This window comes from Aeromonas sp. QDB23 (assembly GCF_027707745.1).
Classification (GTDB): Bacteria; Pseudomonadota; Gammaproteobacteria; order Enterobacterales; family Aeromonadaceae; genus Aeromonas; species Aeromonas allosaccharophila.
Window position 1 is genome coordinate 49,582 of the sequence record NZ_JAPCJA010000022.1, and the last position, 22,177, is coordinate 71,758.

The 22,177-nt window shown below is 60.0% G+C and carries 17 protein-coding genes; 11 read left to right on the forward strand and 6 right to left on the reverse strand.

The genetic code is table 11. The features are described 5' to 3' along the window. Positions 1 to 78: 78 nt before the first annotated feature. Positions 79 to 1,722 (reverse strand): electron transfer flavoprotein-ubiquinone oxidoreductase, encoded by a 1,644-nt coding sequence (locus PG888_RS11500; protein ID WP_182970892.1) that lies wholly within the window; start codon positions 1,720 to 1,722, stop codon positions 79 to 81. 169 nt (positions 1,723 to 1,891) lie between these two features. Between PG888_RS11500 and PG888_RS11505 the strand changes: the two genes are divergently transcribed. The 5 genes from PG888_RS11505 to aroG all read left to right on the forward strand — a co-directional run bounded on the left by PG888_RS11505 (position 1,892) and on the right by aroG (position 7,667). Further along, positions 1,892 to 2,644, forward strand: a complete 753-nt coding sequence (locus tag PG888_RS11505) for an electron transfer flavoprotein subunit beta/FixA family protein (protein WP_270693379.1) — start codon at positions 1,892 to 1,894, stop codon at positions 2,642 to 2,644. Further along, positions 2,641 to 3,567, forward strand: a complete 927-nt coding sequence (locus tag PG888_RS11510) for an electron transfer flavoprotein subunit alpha/FixB family protein (RefSeq protein ID WP_270693380.1) — start codon at positions 2,641 to 2,643, stop codon at positions 3,565 to 3,567. The genes PG888_RS11505 and PG888_RS11510 overlap by 4 nt, the downstream gene beginning before the upstream one ends. A 225-nt stretch (positions 3,568 to 3,792) precedes the next feature. Next, entirely contained in the window at positions 3,793 to 4,881 is a 1,089-nt protein-coding gene (gene serC / locus PG888_RS11515) for a 3-phosphoserine/phosphohydroxythreonine transaminase (RefSeq protein WP_270693381.1), read from the forward strand. Between the two features lie 226 nt (positions 4,882 to 5,107). Next, the gene (gene aroA / locus PG888_RS11520; protein ID WP_182937634.1) at positions 5,108 to 6,391 is read left to right on the forward strand and encodes a 3-phosphoshikimate 1-carboxyvinyltransferase; all 1,284 of its coding nucleotides are present in this window, start codon (positions 5,108 to 5,110) and stop codon (positions 6,389 to 6,391) included. 220 nt (positions 6,392 to 6,611) lie between these two features. Next, on the forward strand, positions 6,612 to 7,667 hold the full coding sequence (gene aroG / locus PG888_RS11525; RefSeq protein ID WP_139708301.1) for a 3-deoxy-7-phosphoheptulonate synthase AroG: 1,056 nt from the start codon (positions 6,612 to 6,614) through the stop codon (positions 7,665 to 7,667). Between the two features lie 114 nt (positions 7,668 to 7,781). Here aroG and PG888_RS11530 read toward each other — a convergent pair whose 3' ends face one another. Beyond that, entirely contained in the window at positions 7,782 to 9,377 is a 1,596-nt protein-coding gene (locus PG888_RS11530) for a methyl-accepting chemotaxis protein (protein ID WP_058051793.1), read from the reverse strand. 254 nt (positions 9,378 to 9,631) lie between these two features. Here PG888_RS11530 and hutW point away from each other — a divergent pair, with 254 nt between their 5' ends. Next, the gene (gene hutW / locus PG888_RS11535; protein ID WP_182970896.1) at positions 9,632 to 10,993 is read left to right on the forward strand and encodes a heme anaerobic degradation radical SAM methyltransferase ChuW/HutW; all 1,362 of its coding nucleotides are present in this window, start codon (positions 9,632 to 9,634) and stop codon (positions 10,991 to 10,993) included. Between the two features lie 100 nt (positions 10,994 to 11,093). On the opposite strand, the gene PG888_RS11540 is transcribed toward hutW, so the two are convergent. After that, on the reverse strand, positions 11,094 to 12,494 hold the full coding sequence (locus tag PG888_RS11540) for a DEAD/DEAH box helicase (protein WP_075112386.1): 1,401 nt from the start codon (positions 12,492 to 12,494) through the stop codon (positions 11,094 to 11,096). Positions 12,495 to 12,676: 182 nt separating this feature from the next. After that, positions 12,677 to 13,153 (reverse strand): glutathione peroxidase, encoded by a 477-nt coding sequence (locus tag PG888_RS11545; protein ID WP_182970897.1) that lies wholly within the window; start codon positions 13,151 to 13,153, stop codon positions 12,677 to 12,679. Positions 13,154 to 13,489: 336 nt separating this feature from the next. Here PG888_RS11545 and PG888_RS11550 point away from each other — a divergent pair, with 336 nt between their 5' ends. Both PG888_RS11550 and PG888_RS11555 read left to right on the forward strand, forming a co-directional pair. Further along, positions 13,490 to 14,098, forward strand: a complete 609-nt coding sequence (locus PG888_RS11550; RefSeq protein WP_042657908.1) for a 2OG-Fe(II) oxygenase — start codon at positions 13,490 to 13,492, stop codon at positions 14,096 to 14,098. A gap of 204 nt (positions 14,099 to 14,302) precedes the next feature. Then, positions 14,303 to 15,292, forward strand: a complete 990-nt coding sequence (locus tag PG888_RS11555; protein WP_182970898.1) for a D-alanine--D-alanine ligase — start codon at positions 14,303 to 14,305, stop codon at positions 15,290 to 15,292. A gap of 140 nt (positions 15,293 to 15,432) precedes the next feature. On the opposite strand, the gene xseA is transcribed toward PG888_RS11555, so the two are convergent. Together xseA and PG888_RS11565 are read right to left on the reverse strand one after the other, a co-directional pair. Next, on the reverse strand, positions 15,433 to 16,800 hold the full coding sequence (gene xseA, locus PG888_RS11560; protein WP_182970899.1) for an exodeoxyribonuclease VII large subunit: 1,368 nt from the start codon (positions 16,798 to 16,800) through the stop codon (positions 15,433 to 15,435). 238 nt (positions 16,801 to 17,038) lie between these two features. Continuing rightward, positions 17,039 to 17,677, reverse strand: coding sequence for a cold shock and DUF1294 domain-containing protein (locus tag PG888_RS11565; RefSeq protein ID WP_182970900.1), 639 nt, complete (start codon positions 17,675 to 17,677; stop codon positions 17,039 to 17,041). Positions 17,678 to 18,321: 644 nt separating this feature from the next. On the opposite strand from PG888_RS11565, the gene guaB reads away from it, so the two are divergent. From guaB to PG888_RS11580, 3 genes are all read left to right on the forward strand, one after another. Beyond that, entirely contained in the window at positions 18,322 to 19,785 is a 1,464-nt protein-coding gene (gene guaB / locus PG888_RS11570; protein ID WP_075112381.1) for an IMP dehydrogenase, read from the forward strand. An 84-nt stretch (positions 19,786 to 19,869) separates the two neighbouring features. Then, the gene (gene guaA, locus PG888_RS11575) at positions 19,870 to 21,459 is read left to right on the forward strand and encodes a glutamine-hydrolyzing GMP synthase (protein ID WP_139409208.1); all 1,590 of its coding nucleotides are present in this window, start codon (positions 19,870 to 19,872) and stop codon (positions 21,457 to 21,459) included. Between the two features lie 480 nt (positions 21,460 to 21,939). After that, the gene (locus PG888_RS11580) at positions 21,940 to 22,125 is read left to right on the forward strand and encodes a hypothetical protein (RefSeq protein ID WP_270693382.1); all 186 of its coding nucleotides are present in this window, start codon (positions 21,940 to 21,942) and stop codon (positions 22,123 to 22,125) included. Positions 22,126 to 22,177 lie beyond the last annotated feature (52 nt).

Sequence of the window (22,177 nt, forward strand, 5' to 3'; positions counted from 1 at the left end):
CCCCTGTGGCGGCGTCCAGACGATGTTTTGGGGCTGAGCATCCTTGATGTCACCGCGTCTTGGTATCGCCGTATTCCATCACATATTCGGATAGTTCGGCCCTGAGCCCCCTTGGGGCGGTGTCCAGACGATATTTTGACTGGGATCTTTAATGTCACAGGTCTTGCAGTGAATGCAGTTGGCGGCGTTGATCTGCAGTTTGGCCGCACCTTCCGTGTCCAGTACTTCAAACACCCCGGCCGGGCAGTAGCGTTGGGCAGGTTCGGCCCAGGTGGGCAGATTGACCTCTACCGGAATGCGCTCGTCCTGCAGCTTGAGGTGGCAGGGCTGATCCTCGTCGTGACTGGTGTTGGCGAGATACACAGACGAGAGCTTGTCAAAGCTCAGCATGCCATCGGGTTTGGGGTAATGGATGGGCTCGCAGCGGCTGGCCACGCGTAGCTGACGGTAATCGGGAGCCTTATCGAGCAGTTTGAAGGGCGAGTTTGTGCCAAACAGCTGCTGCTCCAGCCAGTTGAAGGCACCGCCCAACCAGGGACCATAGCGGTGAAGAGCCACGCCGAAGTTGCGCGCCGCCTTGAGCTCGCGAGCCAGCCAGCTCTGTTGCAGCTCGTCGCCATACTGGGCCAGATCCCGGCCCCCCTCATCGCCACCCCGCAGTGCCATCGCGACGGTTTTTGCCGCCAGCATCCCCGATTTCATGGCGGTGTGGATCCCCTTGATGCGGGAAAAGTCGAGGGTGCCCGCATCACAACCGATGAGCAGGCCGCCCGGGAAGTGCATGCGGGGCAGGGCGTGCCAGCCCCCCTTGGTGATGGCGCGGGCGCCATAGCTGATACGCTCCCCATCTTGCAACAGGCCGGCGATGAGCGGGTGATGCTTGAGGCGCTGGAATTCGTCGAACGGGCTGAGCCAGGGATTCTGGTAGTTGAGATCGACAATCAGCCCGACCGCGACCTGATCCCCTTCCATCTGATAGAGATAGAAACCACCCTGGCTATTGCCACCCCCCTGCTTGCCAAGGGGCCAGCCACTGCCGTGCAGCACTTGTCCCGCGTTGCCCCGACCAGCAGGCAGTTGCCACAACTCTTTGAAGCCGATGGCGTAGTGTTGGGGCTGGGCGGGGTTTTCCAGATTGAAGTTGGCGATCAGCTGTTTGCCCAGATGGCCGCGAGCCCCTTCTGCAAAGAGGGTATAGCGGCCATAGAGCGCCATGCCGGGCACATGATCCGGTTTCGGGTTGCCAGCGCGATCCAGCCCCAGATCGCCGGTGATCACCCCCTTGACCCGGCCCGCCTCCATGATAAGTTCGCTAGCGGTAAATCCCGGGTATATTTCGACTCCCAGTTTTTCCGCCTGCTGGCCGAGCCAGCGGCAGAGATTGCCAAGACTGACCACATGACAACCCTGATTATGCATCCGGGGCGGCACCGCCCAGGGGGGCAGTTGCAAGGAGCGTTGCTCGCTTTGCAGCAGATGCACCTGATCGTCGCTGACCGGCACGCCGAGCGGCGCTTGCTGCCAGCAATCCGGCAGCAGCTCTTGCAGGGCGACGTGATCAAACAGGGCGCCGGAGAGCAGGTGGGCGCCAATTTCCGCTCCTTTCTCCAGCAGACAGACAGAGAGAGTGGCATCCTGCTGTTTCAGGGCGATGGCGGCAGTGAGCCCCGCCGGACCGCCGCCGACGATGACGACATCAAATTCCATTGCTTCCCGTTCCATCTTGCCTCTGCGCTCTGGTTGGCCTAGGGTAATGCTGGTAGTTTACGTAAACGTAAAGCTGTTGTAAGTAAAACTGAGCAAGAAAAAGCAAAAAATCAGGCAAAAGCGTACTGCAACAAACGCAGAGGCAAACGAATGAATTCAATCCAAACAGACGAGGCATGACCCCATGAAGCTGCTGGTCGCGATCAAACGGGTAGTCGACTACAACGTCAAGATCCGGGTGAAAGGAGACGGCTCCGACGTGGAGCTCGCCAATGTGAAGATGGGGATCAACCCCTTTTGTGAAATTGCGGTGGAGGAGGGGGTCAGGCTGCGGGAAGCGGGTATCGCCAGCGAGCTGGTGGTGGTGACCTTCGGCCCGGACGCGGCCGCCGAGCAACTGCGCCATGCGCTGGCACTGGGAGCGGATCGGGCGCGCCATTATGTGACTGACGAAGCGCTTGCACCGCTGACCGTCGCCCGCGCCTTGTTCAAGGTGTGTGAGCAGGAGCAGCCGGATCTGGTACTGCTCGGCAAGCAATCCATCGATTCTGACAACAATCAGGTAGCCCAGATGCTGGCGGCCCTCAATGAGTGGCCGCTGGCGACCTGCGCGTCAGCCATCAAGGTGGAAGCTGGAGAGCTGCTGGTGACCCGCGAAATCGACGGTGGCCTCGAGACCCTAGGCATGCCGCTGCCTGCGGTGGTGAGCGCCGATCTGCGTTTGAATGAACCGCGTTTTGCTTCGCTGCCCAACATCATGAAGGCCAAGCGCAAGCCGCTTGATAGCGCCCCGTTCTCGACACTCGCCGTTGAGGTGGCCAATCAGACCCGTTTGCTCGGGGTGATGGCGCCGCCAGCTCGCAGCGCCGGGATCAAGGTGGGCTCGGTGGACGAGCTGGTGGACAAACTCAAACACGAAGCGAAGGTGCTGCCATGAGCGTGCTGATCATTGCCGAACATCATCAGGGCCATCTGGCCGATAACGTGACACAACTGGTCACCGCCGCCGCATCCATCGGCGGTCAGGTCGATCTGCTGTTGCTGGGTCAGGGGCTGACCGAGGCGGGTGAACAGGCGGCGGCCATCGGCGGTGTCGACAAGGTGTTGCTTGCCGAGCATCCCCTGCTGGCCGACGGGCTGCTGGATGGGGTCGACAAGCTGCTGGCCAGCTGGTGTCAGGGTTACAGCCACTGCCTGATGGCGGCGAGCGCCATGGGCAAGGCGCTGCTGCCACAGGTGGCGGCGCGGCTCGGGGTGGAGATGCTCTCCGAGGTGATGGCTATCGAGAGCAGCGATACCTTCCTGCGCCCCATCTATGCGGGTAATGCCATTGCCAGAGTGGCAAGCTCGGCGCCCGTCAAGATGATGACGGTGCGGGCCACCGCGTTTGCCAAGGCGGCGACGGGCGGGCAGGCGCTCATCGAACGCTTGGCTGTGCCCGAATTCGCGGGCCGTACCCGGCTGGTCGAGCGCCGCGCGGTGCGCTCCAGCAGGCCCGAACTGACCGCCGCCCGGGTGGTGGTCTCCGGTGGGCGCGCGCTTGGCTCCAAGGCGCAATTTGCCCTGATTGAGGCGCTGGCCGACAAGCTGGGTGGCGCGGTGGGGGCGTCGCGAGCTGCCGTTGATGCGGGATATGTCGCCAACGATCTGCAAGTGGGGCAGACCGGCAAGGTGGTGGCGCCGGAGCTCTATATCGCGGTCGGTATTTCGGGGGCTATCCAGCATCTGGCGGGGATGAAGGAGTCGAAGGTGATCGTGGCCATCAACAAGGACAGCGAGGCACCGATCTTTCAGGTAGCGGACTACGGGCTGGTGGGGGATCTCTTCACCCTGCTGCCGGAGCTCACCGCCAAACTGTAAATTTGTCAGAAACGGCGCAGCTGTGGTCGTTTATGCGCGCTGCCCGCCATTTCTGTGCATGTTCCCTGCAAGCCCTGACCCGTTCAGGGCTTTTTCTGCTGCAAGGGGGATGCAGAGTGACGGTAAAAGGTTGAGCCAGCTCCCAAAAAGCCTTTGATCCTGTGGCGGCTCTTGTGTAAAACCTGACAAGTCATCGATTACTCTCATCCACTCACGGAAAGCGTCATGAGCAAACAGATTTACAACTTCTGCGCCGGCCCCGCCATGCTGCCGGTTGAAGTCATGGAGCGCGCCCAGCGCGAATTTTGTAATTTTCAGGGGCTGGGAGCCTCGGTCATGGAGCTTTCCCATCGCGGCAAGCCCTACATGGCGGTGGCCGAGAAGGCTGAAGCGGATCTGCGCGAGCTGCTGGCTGTGCCGGATAACTACAAGGTGCTGTTTATGCACGGTGGTGGTCGCGGCCAGTTCTCCGCCGTGCCCATGAACCTGCTGGGTGGCGCCAACAAGAAGGCGGACTTCCTGCTGACCGGTGTCTGGTCCCAGAGCGCGGTGGATGAAGCCAAAAAGTATGGCGATATCCAGACCTTCCAGGGGGTTGCCAAGAACGAGCAGGGGATCTCCCACCTGCTGCCGACCCCGGCGTTTCGCGCCGATGCGGCCTATGTGCACTACTGCCCGAACGAAACCATCGACGGCATCGAGATGTTCGACATCCCGGCCACCGGCGAGGTGCCGCTGGTGGCGGATCTCTCCTCCACCATTCTCTCCCGTCCTATCGACGTGAGCCGCTTTGGCATCATCTATGCCGGTGCCCAGAAGAATATCGGGCCGTCCGGGCTTGCCATCGCCATCGTGCGCGATGACTTGCTGGATCAGGCGAGAGCCGATGTGCCCTCGATTTTCGATTACAAACTCACCGCCAAGAACGACTCCATGTTCAACACGCCGCCCACCTACGCCTGGTATCTGGCCGGCCTGGTGTTCGAGTGGCTCAAGGAGCAGGGTGGCCTCGAGGCGATGGAAGCGCGCAACAAGGAGAAGGCGGACTTCCTGTATGACTATCTCGATCAGTCGAGTTTCTATGGCAATCAGGTGGATGTCAGCTGCCGTTCGCGAATGAACATCCCGTTCCAGCTGAAGAATGCCGAGCTGGACAAGCAGTTCCTGGCCGAATCGGAAGCGGCTGGCCTGCTGGCCCTCAAAGGACACCGCATTGTCGGCGGCATGCGCGCCAGCCTCTATAACGCCATGCCGCTGGAGGGGGTGAAGGCCCTGGTCAGCTTTATGGATGGCTTTGCCAAGCGCAACGGCTGAGAAGAGAGCCCCTATGTGTTTGCTGGCGGCCTCTCGTGACAACTCGTGAGCCGCTTCCAGCTATTGCAGTGATTCAAGACGCCGGGGATACCCCGGCGTCTTTTTTTCAACAGAACCAGCGCGCTGGCGTTTGCCGTGCGATTTCCCCTGAAAGTGCCCTTGCCGAGCGGGACGCAGGCTGTTAACGTCCGGACAGGCGTTTATTTTGAGATAGCACAGGAAGTCTATGAATTCGTTGCGTTTGGAACCCATTTCTCGTGTGGCCGGTGAGGTCAATCTGCCCGGCTCCAAGAGTGTCTCTAACCGTGCGCTGCTGCTGGCGGCGCTGGCCCGTGGCACCACCCGTCTGACCAACCTGCTCGACAGCGATGACATTCGTCATATGCTGGCTGCGCTGACCCAGCTCGGGGTCAAGTACAAGCTCTCCGCCGACAAGACCGAGTGCACCGTGCACGGTCTGGGCCGCAGCTTTGCGGTGAAAGATCCGGTCAATCTGTTCCTCGGCAACGCCGGTACCGCCATGCGTCCGCTCTGCGCCGCGCTGTGTCTCGGCTCCGGTGAATATACTCTGGGCGGCGAGCCGCGCATGGAAGAGCGTCCCATCGGCCATCTGGTGGATGCCCTGCGTGAAGCGGGTGCCCATATCCAGTACCTGAAAAAAGATGGCTATCCGCCGCTGGTGGTGGATGCCAAGGGGCTGTGGGGCGGCGATGTGCACGTCGATGGCTCCGTTTCCAGCCAGTTCCTGACTGCCTTCCTGATGGCGGCGCCGATGGCGGCCGGTGATACCCGGATCCACATCAAGGGAGAGCTGGTCTCCAAGCCCTACATCGACATCACCCTGCACATCATGAAGCAGTTCGGGGTGGTCATCGAACACGACAACTACAAGCTGTTCTACATCAAGGGCAACCAGACCTATATCAGCCCGGGTGACTTTCTGGTGGAAGGGGATGCCTCCAGCGCCTCCTACTTCCTCGCGGCGGGCGCCATCAAGGGCAAGGTGCGGGTCACCGGCATCGGCAAGCACAGCATTCAGGGGGATATCCACTTCGCCGACGTGCTGGAGAAGATGGGCGCACGCATCACCTGGGGCGATGATTTCATCGAGGCTGAGCAGGCGCCGCTGCACGGGGTGGATATGGACATGAACCATATTCCCGATGCAGCCATGACCATCGCCGTTGCCGCGCTGTTTGCCGAGGGGCCGACCTCCATTCGTAACATCTACAACTGGCGGGTAAAGGAGACCGATCGTCTGCACGCCATGGCAACCGAGCTGCGCAAGCTGGGCGTCGAGGTGGAAGAGGGGAATGACTTCATCACCGTGACCCCGCCGACCCAGCTCAAGCACGCCGAGATCGATACCTACAACGATCACCGGATCGCCATGTGCTTCTCGCTGGTGGCGCTGTCGGATACCCCGGTCACCATTAATGATCCCAAGTGCACCTCGAAGACCTTCCCGGATTACTTCGACAAGCTGGCCAGTATCAGCCAGCGTGGCTGATCACTGACAAACCCGTCATCACCGACGCTTCGGGCCCGCGCTGAGCGGGCCTTTTTGCCTTCCTCGCCTGTATCGCCATTTCGTCTAGCATCATTTAAATAACTTGCAAGGTTGTCGCGCAAAATAGTTTTGTGGTTGCTGTAATTTCCTATTTACACGCGCGCTGTCGCGGGCTATGTTGAGATTTCTTAATCGCAGTCATCTAGCAGGAAGCCTTGTCATGCAGCATCAAACCGACGACGTTCGTATCAGTGAAATCAAAGAGTTATTACCCCCGGTTGCGGTGCTTGAGAAGTTTCCGGCTACCGAGGTGGCCTCGTCCACCGTGTTTGAATCCCGTCAGGCCATTCACAATATCCTGGCTGGCGAAGATGATCGTCTGCTGGTGGTGATTGGTCCTTGCTCCATCCACGATCCGGTGGCCGCGCTGGAGTACGGCAAGCGCCTCAAGGCGTTGCGTGACGAGCTGAAAGGTCAGCTGGAAATCGTGATGCGGGTCTACTTCGAAAAACCGCGCACCACAGTGGGCTGGAAAGGGCTGATCAACGATCCGTACCTCGACAACAGCTGCAAGATCAACGACGGTCTGCGCATTGGTCGCAAGCTGTTGCTGGATCTCAACGACATGGGGCTGCCGACGGCCTCCGAATTCCTCGACATGATCACCCCGCAATATGTGGCGGATCTGATGAGCTGGGGCGCGATCGGTGCCCGAACCACCGAATCCCAGGTACACCGCGAGTTGGCCTCCGGTCTCTCCTGCCCGGTGGGCTTCAAGAACGGCACCGACGGCACCATCAAGGTCGCCATCGATGCCATTGGTGCCGCCAGTGCGCCGCACCACTTCCTGTCGGTCACCAAATACGGTCACTCCGCCATCGTGGCGACCCGCGGCAACCCGGACTGTCACATCATCCTGCGCGGCGGCCGTGAGCCGAACTACAGCGCGGCCCATGTCAGCGAGGTAGTGAAGGGACTGGAGAAAGCCGGTCTGCCGCAGAAGGTGATGATCGACTTTAGCCACGCCAACAGCAGCAAGCAGTTCAAGAACCAGATGGTGGTGGCCGAAGATGTGGCCGATCAACTGCGTGCTGGCAGCAAGGCGGTGTTTGGTGTGATGGTGGAGAGCCATCTGGTGGAAGGGCGTCAGGATCTGGTGGAAGGGTGTGAACTCACCGTTGGCCAGAGCATAACAGATGCCTGCATCGGTTGGGCCGATACCGAAGTGCTGCTGCGCAATCTGGCGGATGCCGTAGCAACCCGCAACGCCCGTTAAAGCATGCTCTGCGGCGTTGTTGATAGTGAACACGCAAGGCCGCAGTTGAGCGAAGCCAAATCCAGAAAACAGAAGCGCGACCCTCGGGTCGCGCTTTTTCGTTGGTGAAGTGGATTACCAGCGATAGGTTTTCAGCAGTGCCTCCAGTTTCTGGCACTGCTCCACCAACTGGATGCTGGCGAGGTTGGCGGCGTGTGCCTGACCCAGGGTGTCGTTGGAGGTGTTGCGGATGTCGCTCACCGAGCTGTCCACCTCACTGCAGACCCGGTCCTGCTCTTCGGCGGACTGGGCCATCTGGGCGTTGAGGTCGTTGATGCGGGCGATGCGCTCGATGATGTTCTGCATGGCCGCCAAGGTCGCCTCGGTCTTGCTGATGCTCTCACCGGCTTTGCTTTTTGCATCCCCGATCACCGTAACCGCGCTCTGAGCCTCTTTTTGCAGGGCGGCGATCATCTGGGATATCTCTTCGCTGGCGGCGCGGCTGCGGTTGGAGAGGGCCCGCACTTCATCGGCTACTACCGCAAAGCCGCGACCTTGCTCGCCCGCCCGGGCCGCTTCAATGGCGGCGTTGAGGGCCAGCAGGTTGGTCTGATCGGCAATCCCCTTGATCACCTCGAGCACACCGTCAACCGCCAGGCAGCGGCTGTCGAGCTGCTGGATCACCTGATCTACCCGATCAATCTCTGCCGACATCTCGCCCATGTCGGTGATGGAGTGCTGGGCGAGGCGGCTGGTGTCGGCGGCATCCTGATTGGTGAGGGCGGAGAGCTCGGCGCTGTGGCGGGCATGTTCGCGCACCTCATGAGAGCTGGCGGCCAGCTCGCTCACGGCGGCGGCCACCTGGGTGGTCATCCCCTCTTGCTGACGGGCCGAGTTTTCGGTCTGGGTCGCCACCTGACGGATCTGGTTCGACTCCTGATAGAGCTGGTGGGTTGCTCCTTCCACCTCCTGCAGACTGTGGCGGAAGCCCTGCACCATGTCATTGACGGCGCGGGTCATCTGGCCCAGTTCATCCCGGCTGTGATTGACCAGGGGGAGGGCGAGGTTGCGCTCCTTGGCCATCTGGATCATGGTGAGCTGCAATTGGCGCAGCGGGCGTTTTACGTAGCGTTGCAACACCCACCAGAGCAAGCCAAAGCCGATGCTGAAGACGGCGGCCAGACTGCCGCTCAGGATCAGGTTGTTGTGGCGGATCTCGCCAAAGGTGTGGCTGAGGTCGTAACTGATCCGCACTGCGCCCATCACGGTCCCTTCATTGACCTGATGACAGGTTGTGCACTGGGTACCGCGATACTCCTTGTAGGCTTTGAACGGTTTGATCAGGGTGAGCCGGTTACCCTGCTGCTCCATAATGGTCTCTCCCTGATTGATGGCGCGCTCATCGAGGGGATCCTGCGCTTTCTGATCCGGGTGACCCGGGCCAAACAGGTTGCTGACGGCCGGGGCGCGGATCAGGCGAGCCTCGACGATGCCCGCTTCACTCTTGAGCTTGGTCTGCACGATTTGCCGGTTGGCCATGCCACCGGTCATCATCAGGACGTTGAGCTGATCCATGTAGGTGTTGGCGGCGCTCTCCACTTTTTCGCCCGCCAGCCGGATGGCGAGATCCCGTTGCAGCCAGGCGGAAAGTTCGAAGCAGAGGCCAAAGGTGGTGCTGATGACCAGCGCAAGGGGGAGGAAGATTTTCCAGTTCAGGGAGAGGTTATGCATTTTGGGCAAGTTCCATGCGCTCGGTGTTGTTATGTGATCCCGTATCGTCTTGATCGTAGACGAGGAAATGGCGGGAGATGGTTCTCTATCGGCACACCATAACCGCTCTTTAGTAAATAATCTGTTAAGCAGATCGGTAATGCAGGTTGCCAAAATGACCTCGGCGAGGTGCGCGGCTCTGCGGGTTGATCCAGAACAAATTGCAAGTAACGATAATCGTTATCATTGTCATTATTTTCTGAATAGTGACCACCATGATTCTGACCCCTTCAATGACCGGCATTGCCTCGCCGGATCCCCTCAAGTTTGCCTTTAGCGCCAAGACCTCGGCTCATGCCAGTCGGGGAGGGATGCGCCCCTTCCCGCTCGATGAGGCTGGCTGGCAGAGCTGGTGGCAGCGAGAGAGTGAAGCTGAGGAGCGCGCCCTCTACATCCATATTCCGTTTTGCCGCAAGCGCTGCAGTTTCTGCAATTTCTTTGAAAATGGCGCCAATCCGGCGCGGATCAACCGCTACGTCAACGCCCTCTGCGCCTCCCTTGCGCAGGCGGCGGACACCCCGCTGGCGCAGAGCATGCCGTTTTCAGCCGTCTATGTAGGGGGCGGCACACCGACCGACATGAGCGCCGGCGAGTTGGCCATGCTGGCCGCAGTGATCCGCCGTTTTCCGCTGGCGGCCGATGCCGAGGTGACGCTGGAGGGACGGCTCAACGGTTTTGACGATGAGAAATGGCAGGCGGCGCTGGCGGGTGGGTTCAACCGTTTCTCGTTCGGGGTGCAGAGCTTTGATAGCCGGGTGCGCCAGCAGGCAGCCCGCTTCGATGACAGGGAGACGCTGCTGGCCCGCCTTGGCGAGCTGACCCGGGATGATGCGGCTGTGATCGTGGCGGACCTCATCTTTGGCCTGCCCGGTCAGGATGATGCCGTGTGGCAGCAGGATATCCGTGATGTGATGGCGAGCGGTGTACACGGGGTCGATCTCTACCAGCTGATCGCCATGCAGGGCACCAATCTGGAGCGGGCGCAGGAGAAGGGCACCCAGTATTGGCTCGCCGATGGCCAGCAGCGGGCGGCCATGTATGCCTATGGCGGAGCGCAACTGGAAGCCCACGGCTGGGAGCGCCTCTCTTGCAGCCACTGGCGGCGCAGTCCGGCCGAGCAGAGCCGCTATAACCAGATGGCCAAGCGCGGCGCCGAGATCCTCCCCTTTGGCGCCGGTGCGGGGGGCAGTATTCTTGGTCACGGCTTGATGTATGGCCGGGATCTGGCCCCTTGGCACGACGCACTGGCCAACGGCAAGCGGGCGCCTGGGATGGTGATGGGGCGCAACCCCAATGCGCGGATGGATGGTCTGCTGCGCGGCGCCCTCGACAGCGGCGTGCTGGCGCTGGATCGTCTGCCTGCACCTTTGCTGACCCATCTGATGCCGCTCTTTGCCGCCTGGCAGCAGCATGGGCTGGCCGAGATAGAGAGCGCACGGCTGCAACTCACCCTCGCCGGGCGCTTCTGGAACGTCAATATGCAGGCAGGCCTGTTCGAGTTCTTGCAACTCAATCCGCTCGATGGTTCAGCGCCGCCCAGCCATGGCGCCGCAGCGGTGCGCCATTCGCTGGTCTGATCCTGAGTGGATCACTTGCGCCAGCTCGCACCATTCATAACGAAAGAGGGAGCCTTGCAGGCTCCCTCTTTGGGTTTGGCAGTTAGCGTCGCGCGCGAGCTTACTCGTCGCTGCTGTCCTGATAGCTGTCGCGCATCGCCTTGGGCAGGCGGCGCATCGGAGTAAAGCCGATATCCTCGCCTACCACTTCCCGCTTGCGGGACTTGTTTTGAGGAGACTGGGCTGGCTTCTTGGCGGTATCACCCTTGGCTTTGCCCTTACCTGCGGCAGGCTTGCCTTTGGCATTGCTCTTGGCGTTGGCATGGCCGCGCTCACGGGGCGGGTTCTGCACCGGTTTGCTGCCCGGCAGGGTCTGACGGCTCGGCTTGCCGCTGGGCTCGTACCCTTCCAGGATCTCCACGGTCAGGGATTGGCCGATCAATGCTTCGATGGCCTTGAGCTGACCCAGTTCGTCATGGCTGACCAGCGAGATCGCCTCGCCGCCGCGACCAGCACGACCGGTACGGCCGATACGGTGGATGTAATCCTCCGCCATCTGGGGCAGTTCGAAGTTGATCACGTAGGGCAGTTGATCGATATCGAGGCCGCGGGCGGCGATATCGGTCGCCACCAGCACCCGCACGGCGCCGCTGCGAAAATCGGCCAGCGCACGGTTGCGGGCACCCTGGCTCTTGTCACCGTGGATCGCCACGGTGTTGAGGCCATCTTTTTGCATCTGCTGGGCGAGGCGGTCGGCGATCTGCTTGGTGCGGACAAACACCAGCACCCGCTGCCAGTTGCCACGGCCAATCATGTGGGAGAGCAACTCGCGGCGGCGTTCCCGATCCACCTGAATGATGCGTTGGGAGACCTGCTCGGCGGCGGTGTTGCTCGGATCCACCTCGATCAGGGTGGGATCGTTGAGCAGATCATCGGCCAGCGCCTTGATCTCGTTGGAGAAGGTGGCGGAGAAGAGCAGGGTCTGCCGCTCTGCAGGCAACGCCTTCATGATGCGGCGGATGTCGACGATGAAGCCCATGTCGAGCATGCGATCCGCTTCATCCAGCACCAGCACTTCCAGCTCGCTCAGGGTCAGGGCGCCCTGGGTCAGCAGATCCAGCAGTCGGCCCGGGGTGGCGACCAGAATGTCCACACCCAGCTTGATGGCATCCAGATTGGGCTTGATGCTGACGCCGCCGTAGGCGATCAGCGTCTTGAACGGTAGGTGGTGGGCATACTTGATGATGCTCTCGCCCACCTGTGCCGCCAGTTCGCGGGTCGGGGTCAGCACCAGGGCGCGTACCTGACGACGGCCACGGCCATGGTTGGCCAGCAGACGCTGCAACATCGGCAGGGTGAAACCGGCCGTTTTGCCTGTGCCTGTCTGAGCGCCGCCGAGCACATCCTGACCAGCCAGAATGGCCGGAATCGCTTGCTGCTGGATGGGGGTTGGCTGTTCGTAACCCAGCTCCTTGACGGCCCGCAGAATATGCGGAGACAGACCCAGTTCGTTGAATGACATGTTCGAGAGACACTCCTGAGATGAGCCTTTGGCTCAACGGGCAGCCAGCACTTTGGGGCCAGCCACGATATGGAAAAGATAGTGGGGCCGTAATATAGCAAAATAGCGGCCGCTGCGCAGTAGCTGTCGCACCGGCCGCCACACAATCGTTCAACGCAGTGGCGCAACACGCGTCGGGCGATTCAGAACATCTCGCGGATCTGCTCGGCCAGGTTCTCCGGTTTGGCCTGGGGGGCGAAGCGGTCCACCACATTACCCTCCTGGTCGATCAGGAACTTGGTGAAGTTCCATTTGACGTTTTCCAGCCCCAGAAAACCCGGCTTCTGTTTTTTAAGCCACTGGTAGAAGGGGTGGGCATGCTCGCCGTTGACATCGCACTTGGCCATGATGGGGAAGGTGACCGGATAGTCGAGGGAGCAGAAGCGGGCAATTTCGTCCGCATCCCCCGGCTCCTGATTGCCAAACTGGTTGCAGGGGAAGCCCAGGATCACCAGCCCCTTGGGGCCGAGTTCCCGATAGAGGGCTTCCAGTCCTTCATATTGGGGAGTAAAGCCGCAGCGACTGGCGACATTGACTACCAGCACCACCTTGCCCGCCAGTTGGGCCAGCGGATAGGGGGTGCCATCCAGTCGTTGCAAAGTGAGATCGGGCAGAGGCATAAGCAGATCCTTCTATTGGTTGTCCGTGAGGTGTTCGGTCGGTTGTGGCGATAGATGTCGGATGAATAGCGTAATGGTACTGGAGTACGGTATCGGTTGGCTCTTTTGGCGGCAAGAGACCCGCACTCTCTCTTCCCCTTGATTGCAAGGGCCATCACAGTTTCGACAGCCAATACGCCGTCCGGTGGGGCGGGATCACAACTGGCGACAAAAAGCGGGGAAGCGGGCGACAAATCGCGTATTGATGGTGGGACTTCTCAAGAGAAGCAAACCGGTTTGTGACTTGGCCGGTAAGTCGCTAAAAAGCGCCCTCTCTCCACTCATTGTGAGCCAATCTTGGACTATCAAGCTGCCATGGATGCCATTTACACCCGGGGATGGGTGATAGTGGATGATTTTTTGACCGCCGCAGAGGTGGATGCCCTCAAAGCCTGTTTGCCAGGCGAATGGCAACCGGCCGGGATCGGCCGTGACGCCCTGCATCAGGGCAATCCCGACATTCGCCGTGACCAGATCCACTGGCTGGAGCCCTCCCTCGGGGCGCCGGTGGCCGACTACCTTGCGCGGATGGAGTCCCTGCGTCTTGCCGCCAACCGGATGCTGATGCTGGGGCTGTTTGACTACGAGGCCCACTTTGCCCGCTATCGCAGCGGCGATTTTTACGCTACCCATCGCGATGCCTTTGCCGGTCGCTCCAACCGCCGCCTCACCTCGGTCTTCTACCTCAACAACGACTGGCAACCGGAAGCCGGTGGCCTGCTGCGCTTCTATGACAACGACGAGCAGTTTCTGATGGATGTCAGCCCCAAGGGCGGGCGGCTGGTGCTGTTTCTCTCCGAAGAGTTTCCCCACGAGGTGCTGCCTGCCAACCGCGAGCGCTACAGCATCGCCGGCTGGTTTCGGGTCAATGGCAACGGGATGGGAAGGGTCGATCCCCCGCGCTGAGGGACAATGTGTCCCGATTTTGACACAGGGGAGACTTTTCACTGCAAGAAGTGGGGTCATGGGTCTCCCATCAGCTGACAAGGGTTGATCTCCCTTGCTACACTGGCGCGCACTTATGTTCGTATCTGGCTTCGTCCGGTTTTTATGGTGGTTAGCTTATCAAATGGTCATGACGAGGCCGCTTTTCCCAAGGGATCACATCTAATGAAGAACATGCATGTCTTGCTGCTGTGCGGCGGCGGTGGCTCCGAGCACGAAGTTTCTCTGCGCAGCGCCAATTTCCTCGAGCAACAACTGGGCCTCCTGCCCGGTGTCGAAGTGACCCGCGTCGAGATGTTCGCCGATCGCTGGCTCAGTGCCGATGGCCGCGAGTGCAAGCTGGGGCTCGACAAGCTGCTCTCGTTTGACAGCGTGGCCCGTCCGGTGGATTACGTGGTGCCCTGCATCCACGGCTACCCGGGTGAGACCGGCGATCTGCAATCCTTCCTCGAACTGGCCGGATTGCCTTATCTCGGTTGCGATGCCGAGGCGAGCAAGATCTGCTTCAACAAGATCAGCACCAAGCTGTGGCTCTCCGCCATCGGCATTCCCAACACCCCTTATCTGTTCCTGACCGAGCAAAACGACGCGGCGCTGAGCGATGCCAAAGCCGCGCTGGCCAAGTGGGGCAAGGTCTTTATCAAGGCGGCCTCCCAGGGCTCTTCCGTTGGCTGCTACTCCGCCAGCAACGAAGCGGATCTGGTGAAGGGCATTGCCGATGCCTTCGGTTACTCCGAGCAGGTATTGATCGAGAAAGCGGTCAAGCCGCGCGAGCTGGAAGTGGCGGTTTACCAGTACGGTGACGAGCTGGTGGCGACTTATCCGGGCGAGATCTGCGTGCCGCAGGACAAGTTCTACACCTATGAAGAGAAGTACAGCAGTGCCAGCCACACCGAGACTGCGTTGCGTGCCGAGGGGCTGACCCAGGCCCAGGCCGACGCGATCCACGAGTATGCCCTCAAGGCGTTCCGTCAGCTGAAACTGACCCACCTCTCGCGCATCGACTTTTTCCTGACCGATGAGGGCGAGATCCTGCTCAACGAGATCAACACCTTCCCGGGCATGACCTCTATATCCATGTTCCCGAAACTGCTGGAGCATAACGGTCACAACTTCGCCGACTACCTTGAGCAGATCCTGCGCAAGGCCAGTTAAGCGGGTCGCTCTCGCTGACAGGTGTTAATACCGTTCCAATAAAAATCCCCGCCAACCGGCGGGGATTTTTTTATACAGGTATGACCGGGGCACCAGCTGCCAGTGAGGCGCAGCGCCGGGTCGCGGCTCAAGAGCGCGGGTTACGGCTTAATTCCCTCGACCCGCACCTGCAGGCTCCCTTGCGCTAGGGTGGTGATAAGCTGGTCGCCACTGCTGACCTGATCGGCGCGGCTGATGACTTCGCCGCGCGGGGTGCGGGTGATGGAGTAACCGCGACCCAGAGTAGCAAGCGGGCTCACTCCGTCGAGGCGGGCGGTGAGCATGGCGAGGCGGTGGCTGGCCAGATCCTGGCGTTTGGCAATCAGGGCATGGAGCCGCTCCTCGGCCAGCTGGTGGCGGCGCTTGCCGGCGGCCAGCAAGCGCTCCGGGCTCTTGCCCTGCAGGCGCAGCTCAAGATTGGCGAGGCGCCGCTCTCCCTGATGCAGCCGCTGGCGAAGCAGCTGCTGCAAACGGGCAGAAAGTTCGTCGAGGCGCTGGGACTGCTGCTCCAGCCGCCGCTTCGGATCCTGATGGTCGAGCCGCTTTTGCAGCAGGATGAAATCGTGGCGGGCGGCGGTCTGCTGGCGGTTCATCGCCTGCAGCAGTCGCTGCTTGAGATGGGCGAGGCGCTGGATGCGGGCCTGATTGTCCGGCGCCACCAGTTCGGCGGCCGCCGACGGGGTTGGGGCGCGCAAGTCGGCGGCAAAGTCGCTGATGGTGACATCCACCTCGTGGCCCACCGCGCTGATAACCGGAATGGCGGAGTGGGCAATGGCGCGCGCTACCGCCTCTTCGTTAAAGCACCAGAGATCTTCGAGCGATCCGCCACCGCGGCCGACGATCAGCACATCCACCTCGGCGCGCTGGTTCGCTTTGGCGATCGCCGCGACGATCTGGCTGATGGCGGCGCTCCCCTGCACCTGGGTCGGGTAGATAAAGACCGGCAGATCCGGGGCGCGGCGTTTAAGCACCGTCAGCATATCGTGCAAAGCCGCGCCAGTGGCGGAGGTGATGAGGCCCACCGCGCGCGGTTCGCGGGGCAGCGGCCGCTTGCGGCTCTCGTCAAACAGCCCTTCGGCCCCGAGGCGGCGCTTGAGCTCTTCAAAACGCAGCGCCAGCACGCCGTCGCCAGCGGGTTGCATCGACTCGATGATCAGCTGGTAGTCGCCGCGCGGCTCATAGAGGGAAACTCGCGCCTGCACCAGCACTTGCATGCCATCCTGCGGGCGAAACGTCACCCGCCGGTTGTTGCCCTTGAACATGGCGCAGCGCACCTGCGCCCCCAGATCTTTGAGCGAAAAGTACCAGTGGCCGGAGCTAGGCATCGCCAAGTTGGAGAGCTCGCCGGTCAGCCACACCAGCCCCAGATCCTGCTCCAGGATCATGCGCACGGCGCTGTTGAGGCGGGTGACGGTAAAGACCTGCTGCTCGCGGCCACTCGCCGCACTAGATGGGGTAAATCGGTTCAAGGGCGTACCTGTGGTCTGCTCCGGCGGGCCGGAATAAAACGATGGCCGCTATCTTACCCCAGCGCGCGGCAGGAGCCGAGCCCGGACATCTTGTTTGGCTAGCTTGTCAGAGAGTGACTCTGCGCTGTCGCGTTGAAGGGCGCAAACCGGTGGCGTTTGATGCGGGTATCAATCAGGCCACCGGTTAAATTGATGCAAGGGCAAAATCTGATGGCGATAAGTTATGCCGAACACGGACTCAAGCCCAGGGGGCGATCAGATGGAGGATCTCTGTGGTGACAGTGCCAAGCATGGCACGACCCGGATCGCTCATGGTTAACCCGCACAGCAGAAGCAGATTCATGAAAACCGTTACCCAGAACACCTGGCGAAATTCCACTTTGGCTGATTTATGCCTGAGCAGCTGTTGGGCAGAGAGGGCGCCAGGCCAACCACCGAGCAGGGCCAGCAGATGCAGGGTGCTCTCTTGAGTACGCCAGTGGTTATTTTGGGCGGCATGTTTGTCAATGGCATAGGCAATAAACGTAATAATGCTCAGGGATATATAGACGATGAGGATGAGAGCCGGAATACGCTGAAACAGGGTGAGTGCAAATATGCTTGATATAAACAGTAGTGGCCATATCAGACTGACGTTACTGCCCCCTCTCTTTCTTTGCTGTGATCGTTCATGGGGAAACGAGACATTGACTGCATTGCTGCGTTGCCGACTATCTTTCTCTACTTCATAAATAACCAGATCGCCATTGGCGGGTCTTCGTGCTCTCGATTTGAATGACTTGATATGAATAAATGTGCGTTCACCTCCGCCATTAGGTTCGACGAATCCATATCCCTTGTCATCGTTCCACTCAGAAATCTTTCCTTGAAATCTCATATATATTCCCGCGATGGTTGATTGATATGTGTGGATTGTTTTCCATGCACTGAAATAAGCATGTTAGGGTGGCAAACTCGTTATTCTGCCGGGTTTTGTTTCACCGCAGAATATATTCGCTGTTGCCCCGTTTTCCGGTGCTTGACCTCTCTTGTTGGTGGCCCGGGTGGGCCAATACGAGCATGGTCACATCATGGCGCTGCAGGGTATCTTACGAGACCACCTCTTCCGGCTGCCACAACTTTTGCGTGTGTGTGACAGGAATTGTTTGATTTGTTGCGCCAGCGCAACAACTGCCAACATGGCGACTTGCCTCGCGTGTTAACGAGTGCATTGCGATGCAATGGAATGCTGGGTTATCTGGGTCTGTTTTGCTGCAGGATGGGGAAGAGGGCAGGGGGTTGCCAATCTGCCGCCGGGGGAAATTCATCAGGGGCATTTTGCATAAAACTCCATTCGCTCAACTCTTTTGCCACAAAACGGCCATTTTTGAAGAGAAAGTCTTGGTTTTTTAGCCTCTTGGCCGCCTAAAAGAGGGCTACGCCATAAAAAATTCAAAAAACTTCTTTACCAGTGACCAATCGGTGAGTAAACTTCGTCGGCAATATTTTACACCCCCACTTCCTCAACGGTGAGATATTGCCATGCTCAGGATTGCCAAAGAAGCGTTAACCTTCGACGATGTACTGTTGGTTCCCGCCCACTCCGAAGTTCTTCCCAATACTGCCGATCTGCGTACCAAGCTGACCTCCACCATCAGCCTGAACATCCCCATGATCTCCGCTGCCATGGACACAGTGACTGATGCCCGTTTGGCTATCGCTCTGGCCCAGGAAGGCGGTATCGGCTTTATCCACAAGAACATGTCCATCGAGCAGCAGGCTGCCGAAGTGCGCAAGGTCAAGAAGTACGAAAGCGGCGTGGTCACTGACCCCGTCACCGTACGCCCTGACATGACCATTGCCCAAATCAAGGAGCTGAGCCACAAGAATGGCTTCGCCGGTTACCCTGTGGTGACTGATGGCAACAAGCTGGTCGGTATCATCACCGGCCGTGACGTGCGCTTCGTGATTGACCTCTCCCAGACCGTTGAACAGATCATGACCCAGAAAGATCGTCTGGTCACCGTGCGTGAAGGGGCCCCTCGCGAAGAGGTGGTTGCCCTGATGCAAAAGCACCGTATCGAAAAAGTGCTGGTGGTGAACGCCGACTTCAAACTCAAGGGCATGATCACCGTTAAAGATTTCCAGAAAGCCGAGCGCAAGCCGCACGCCTGTAAAGATGACAAGGGTCGTCTGCGCGTCGGTGCCGCGGTCGGTGCCGGTGCCGGTAACGAAGAGCGCGTTGCTGCGCTGGTGGAAGCCGGTGTTGACGTGCTGCTGATCGACTCCTCCCACGGCCACTCCCAGGGCGTGCTGGATCGCATCAAGGCCACTCGCGACGCCTATCCGGATCTGCAGATCATCGGTGGCAACGTGGCGACCGGTGCCGGCGCCAAGGCGCTGGCTGCTGCCGGTGTCAACGCAGTCAAGGTCGGTATCGGCCCGGGCTCCATCTGTACTACCCGTATCGTCACCGGTGTCGGTGTCCCCCAGATCACTGCCATCTCCGACGCCGTTGATGCGCTGGAAGGCACCGGTATTCCGGTGATTGCCGATGGCGGTATCCGCTTCTCCGGCGACATCGCCAAGGCCATCGCCGCGGGCGCCAGCTGCGTCATGGTCGGCTCCATGTTCGCCGGTACTGAAGAAGCGCCGGGCGAGATCGAGCTCTATCAGGGTCGCTCCTTCAAATCCTACCGTGGTATGGGTTCCCTGGGCGCCATGTCCAAAGGTTCCAGCGACCGCTACTTCCAGACCGACAACGCCGCTGACAAGCTGGTGCCGGAAGGCATCGAAGGTCGCGTGCCGTACAAGGGCCGCCTCAAAGAGATCATCCACCAGCAGATGGGCGGCCTGCGCTCCTCCATGGGGTTGACCGGCAGCGCCACCATCGACGACATGCGCACCAAGGCAGAGTTCGTGCGCATCTCCGGCGCCGGGATGAAAGAGTCCCACGTCCACGATGTGACCATTACCAAAGAAGCCCCCAACTATCGGATGGGCTGATACAAGACGGGGCTACGGCCCCGTTTTGACACCGTTTTTATCCCCATGCTTTTTGTTAAAACATCAGCCTGATGCAGGAATAAAATGACTAAAGACATTCACCAGCACCGTATCCTTATCCTCGACTTCGGTTCCCAGTACACCCAGCTGATTGCCCGCCGTGTGCGCGAGATCGGTGTTTACTGCGAACTGTGGGCCTGGGATGTGACCGAAGAGCAGATCCGCGAATTCAACCCCAACGGCATCATCCTCTCCGGCGGTCCGGAGTCCGTCACCGAAGCGGGCAGCCCGCGCGCTCCCGAGTACGTGTTCAACGCCGGTGTGCCGGTGTTTGGCATCTGCTACGGCATGCAGACCATGGCCGAGCAGCTGGGTGGCAAAGTGCAATCCTCCACCGAGCGTGAATTCGGTTACGCCAAGGTCGAAGTGCTGGGCGACTCCGGCAAGACCAGCGCCCTCTTGCGCAACATCGAAGATGCCATCGCCGACAACGGCAATGCCCTGCTGGATGTCTGGATGAGCCACGGTGACAAGGTCACCTCCATCCCGGCTGACTTCACCACCATCGCCAGCACCCCGACCTGCCCCCACGCGGCCATGGCCAACGAAGCCAAGCGCTTCTACGGCGTGCAGTTCCACCCGGAAGTGACCCACACCCGTCAGGGTGCTCGCATGCTGGAGCACTTCGTCAAGGACATCTGTGGCTGCGAATGCCTGTGGACTCCGGCCACCATCATCGACGACGCCGTAGCCCGCATCCGCGAGCAGGTAGGTGACGACGAAGTGATCCTCGGCCTCTCCGGTGGTGTCGACTCCTCCGTGGTCGCCATGCTGGTGCACCGCGCCATCGGCGATCGCTTGACCTGCGTCTTCGTTGACAACGGTCTGCTGCGTCTGAACGAAGGCGAGCAGGTGATGGAGATGTTTGGTGACCACTTTGGTCTGAACATCATCAAGGTTGAAGCGGAAGAGCGCTTCCTCTCAGCCCTGGCGGGTGAAGACGAGCCGGAAGCCAAGCGCAAGATCATCGGCCGCGTCTTCGTCGAAGTGTTCGACGACGAAGCCAAGAAGCTGAAAAATGCTCGCTGGCTGGCCCAGGGCACCATCTATCCGGATGTCATCGAATCCGCTGCCAGCAAGACCGGCAAAGCCCATGTCATCAAATCTCACCACAACGTCGGCGGCCTGCCGGACGAAATGAAGATGGGTCTGGTCGAGCCGCTGCGCGAGCTGTTCAAAGACGAAGTGCGCCGCGTTGGTCTCGAACTGGGTCTGCCCTACGACATGCTCTACCGTCACCCGTTCCCGGGCCCGGGTCTGGGCGTGCGCGTGCTTGGCGAAGTGAAGAAAGAGTACTGCGATCTGCTGCGCAAGGCCGATGCTGTCTTTATCGAAGAGCTGCGCAAAGCCGACCTCTACAACCAGGTCAGCCAGGCGTTTGCCGTGTTCCTGCCGGTGCGCTCTGTTGGCGTCATGGGCGATGGTCGCAAGTACGACTGGGTGATTGCGCTGCGCGCCGTCGAAACCATCGACTTTATGACCGCCCATTGGGCTCACCTGCCGTACGACTTCCTCGGTCACGTATCGAATCGCATCATCAACGAGATCAACGGTATCTCCCGCGTGGTGTACGACGTCTCCGGCAAGCCGCCCGCAACCATCGAATGGGAATAAGCGGCTCGCGCCCTTCTACCCTTCGAGCATAAAAATGCAAAAAGACGCCCTTGAGGCGTCTTTTCTTTTTTCAATCGTTTGCGCTACACATCTTCTTTTTTCGATCCGCTTTTTCGCCACCTTGCCCCGGTCATATGTGACAGGGGCATTTTTGCGATCCCGCACCAGGCTCTCTCATGCCAATTGAGCCTGCTGTTAACAGCGGCTCGTGGTTGGGGGGAGGGCAGATCAACGCGTTGACAGCCGCGTAAACGGGCCCATCGTCATCGCGCCAACCGGCAGTGATGACACCCCGGTGGAGACCGGAAACCACTTGAATCAACGGGGCGCAGCCCGATCGGCCAAACGAGTCGGGGTCATAGAGCACGGAGAGTTTGATATGTCAGAACAAGCCGTGTTGGTGGGTGGATAGACCCATATCACAAGCTGACCGCCGAGGATCAGGCGGTATTTGACCGGGCGCTGAAAGGTTTTGTCGGGGTGCAGTACGTACCCTTTGAAGTCTCCACTCAAGTGGTGGCTGGCACCAACTACCGCTTCAAGTGCAAGAGCACAGTGCCGCTTGCCAAACCGATCCATGGCGAAGCCGTGGTGCAGATCTTCAAATCACTGGACGGGGATGCCCATATCACCTCCATTACCCCTCAGAGATCCCCTCATTTTTAGAGACTCAAATAATTCCAAGTGTGCGGGTATATAAGCGGTGTTGCTTCAGGTA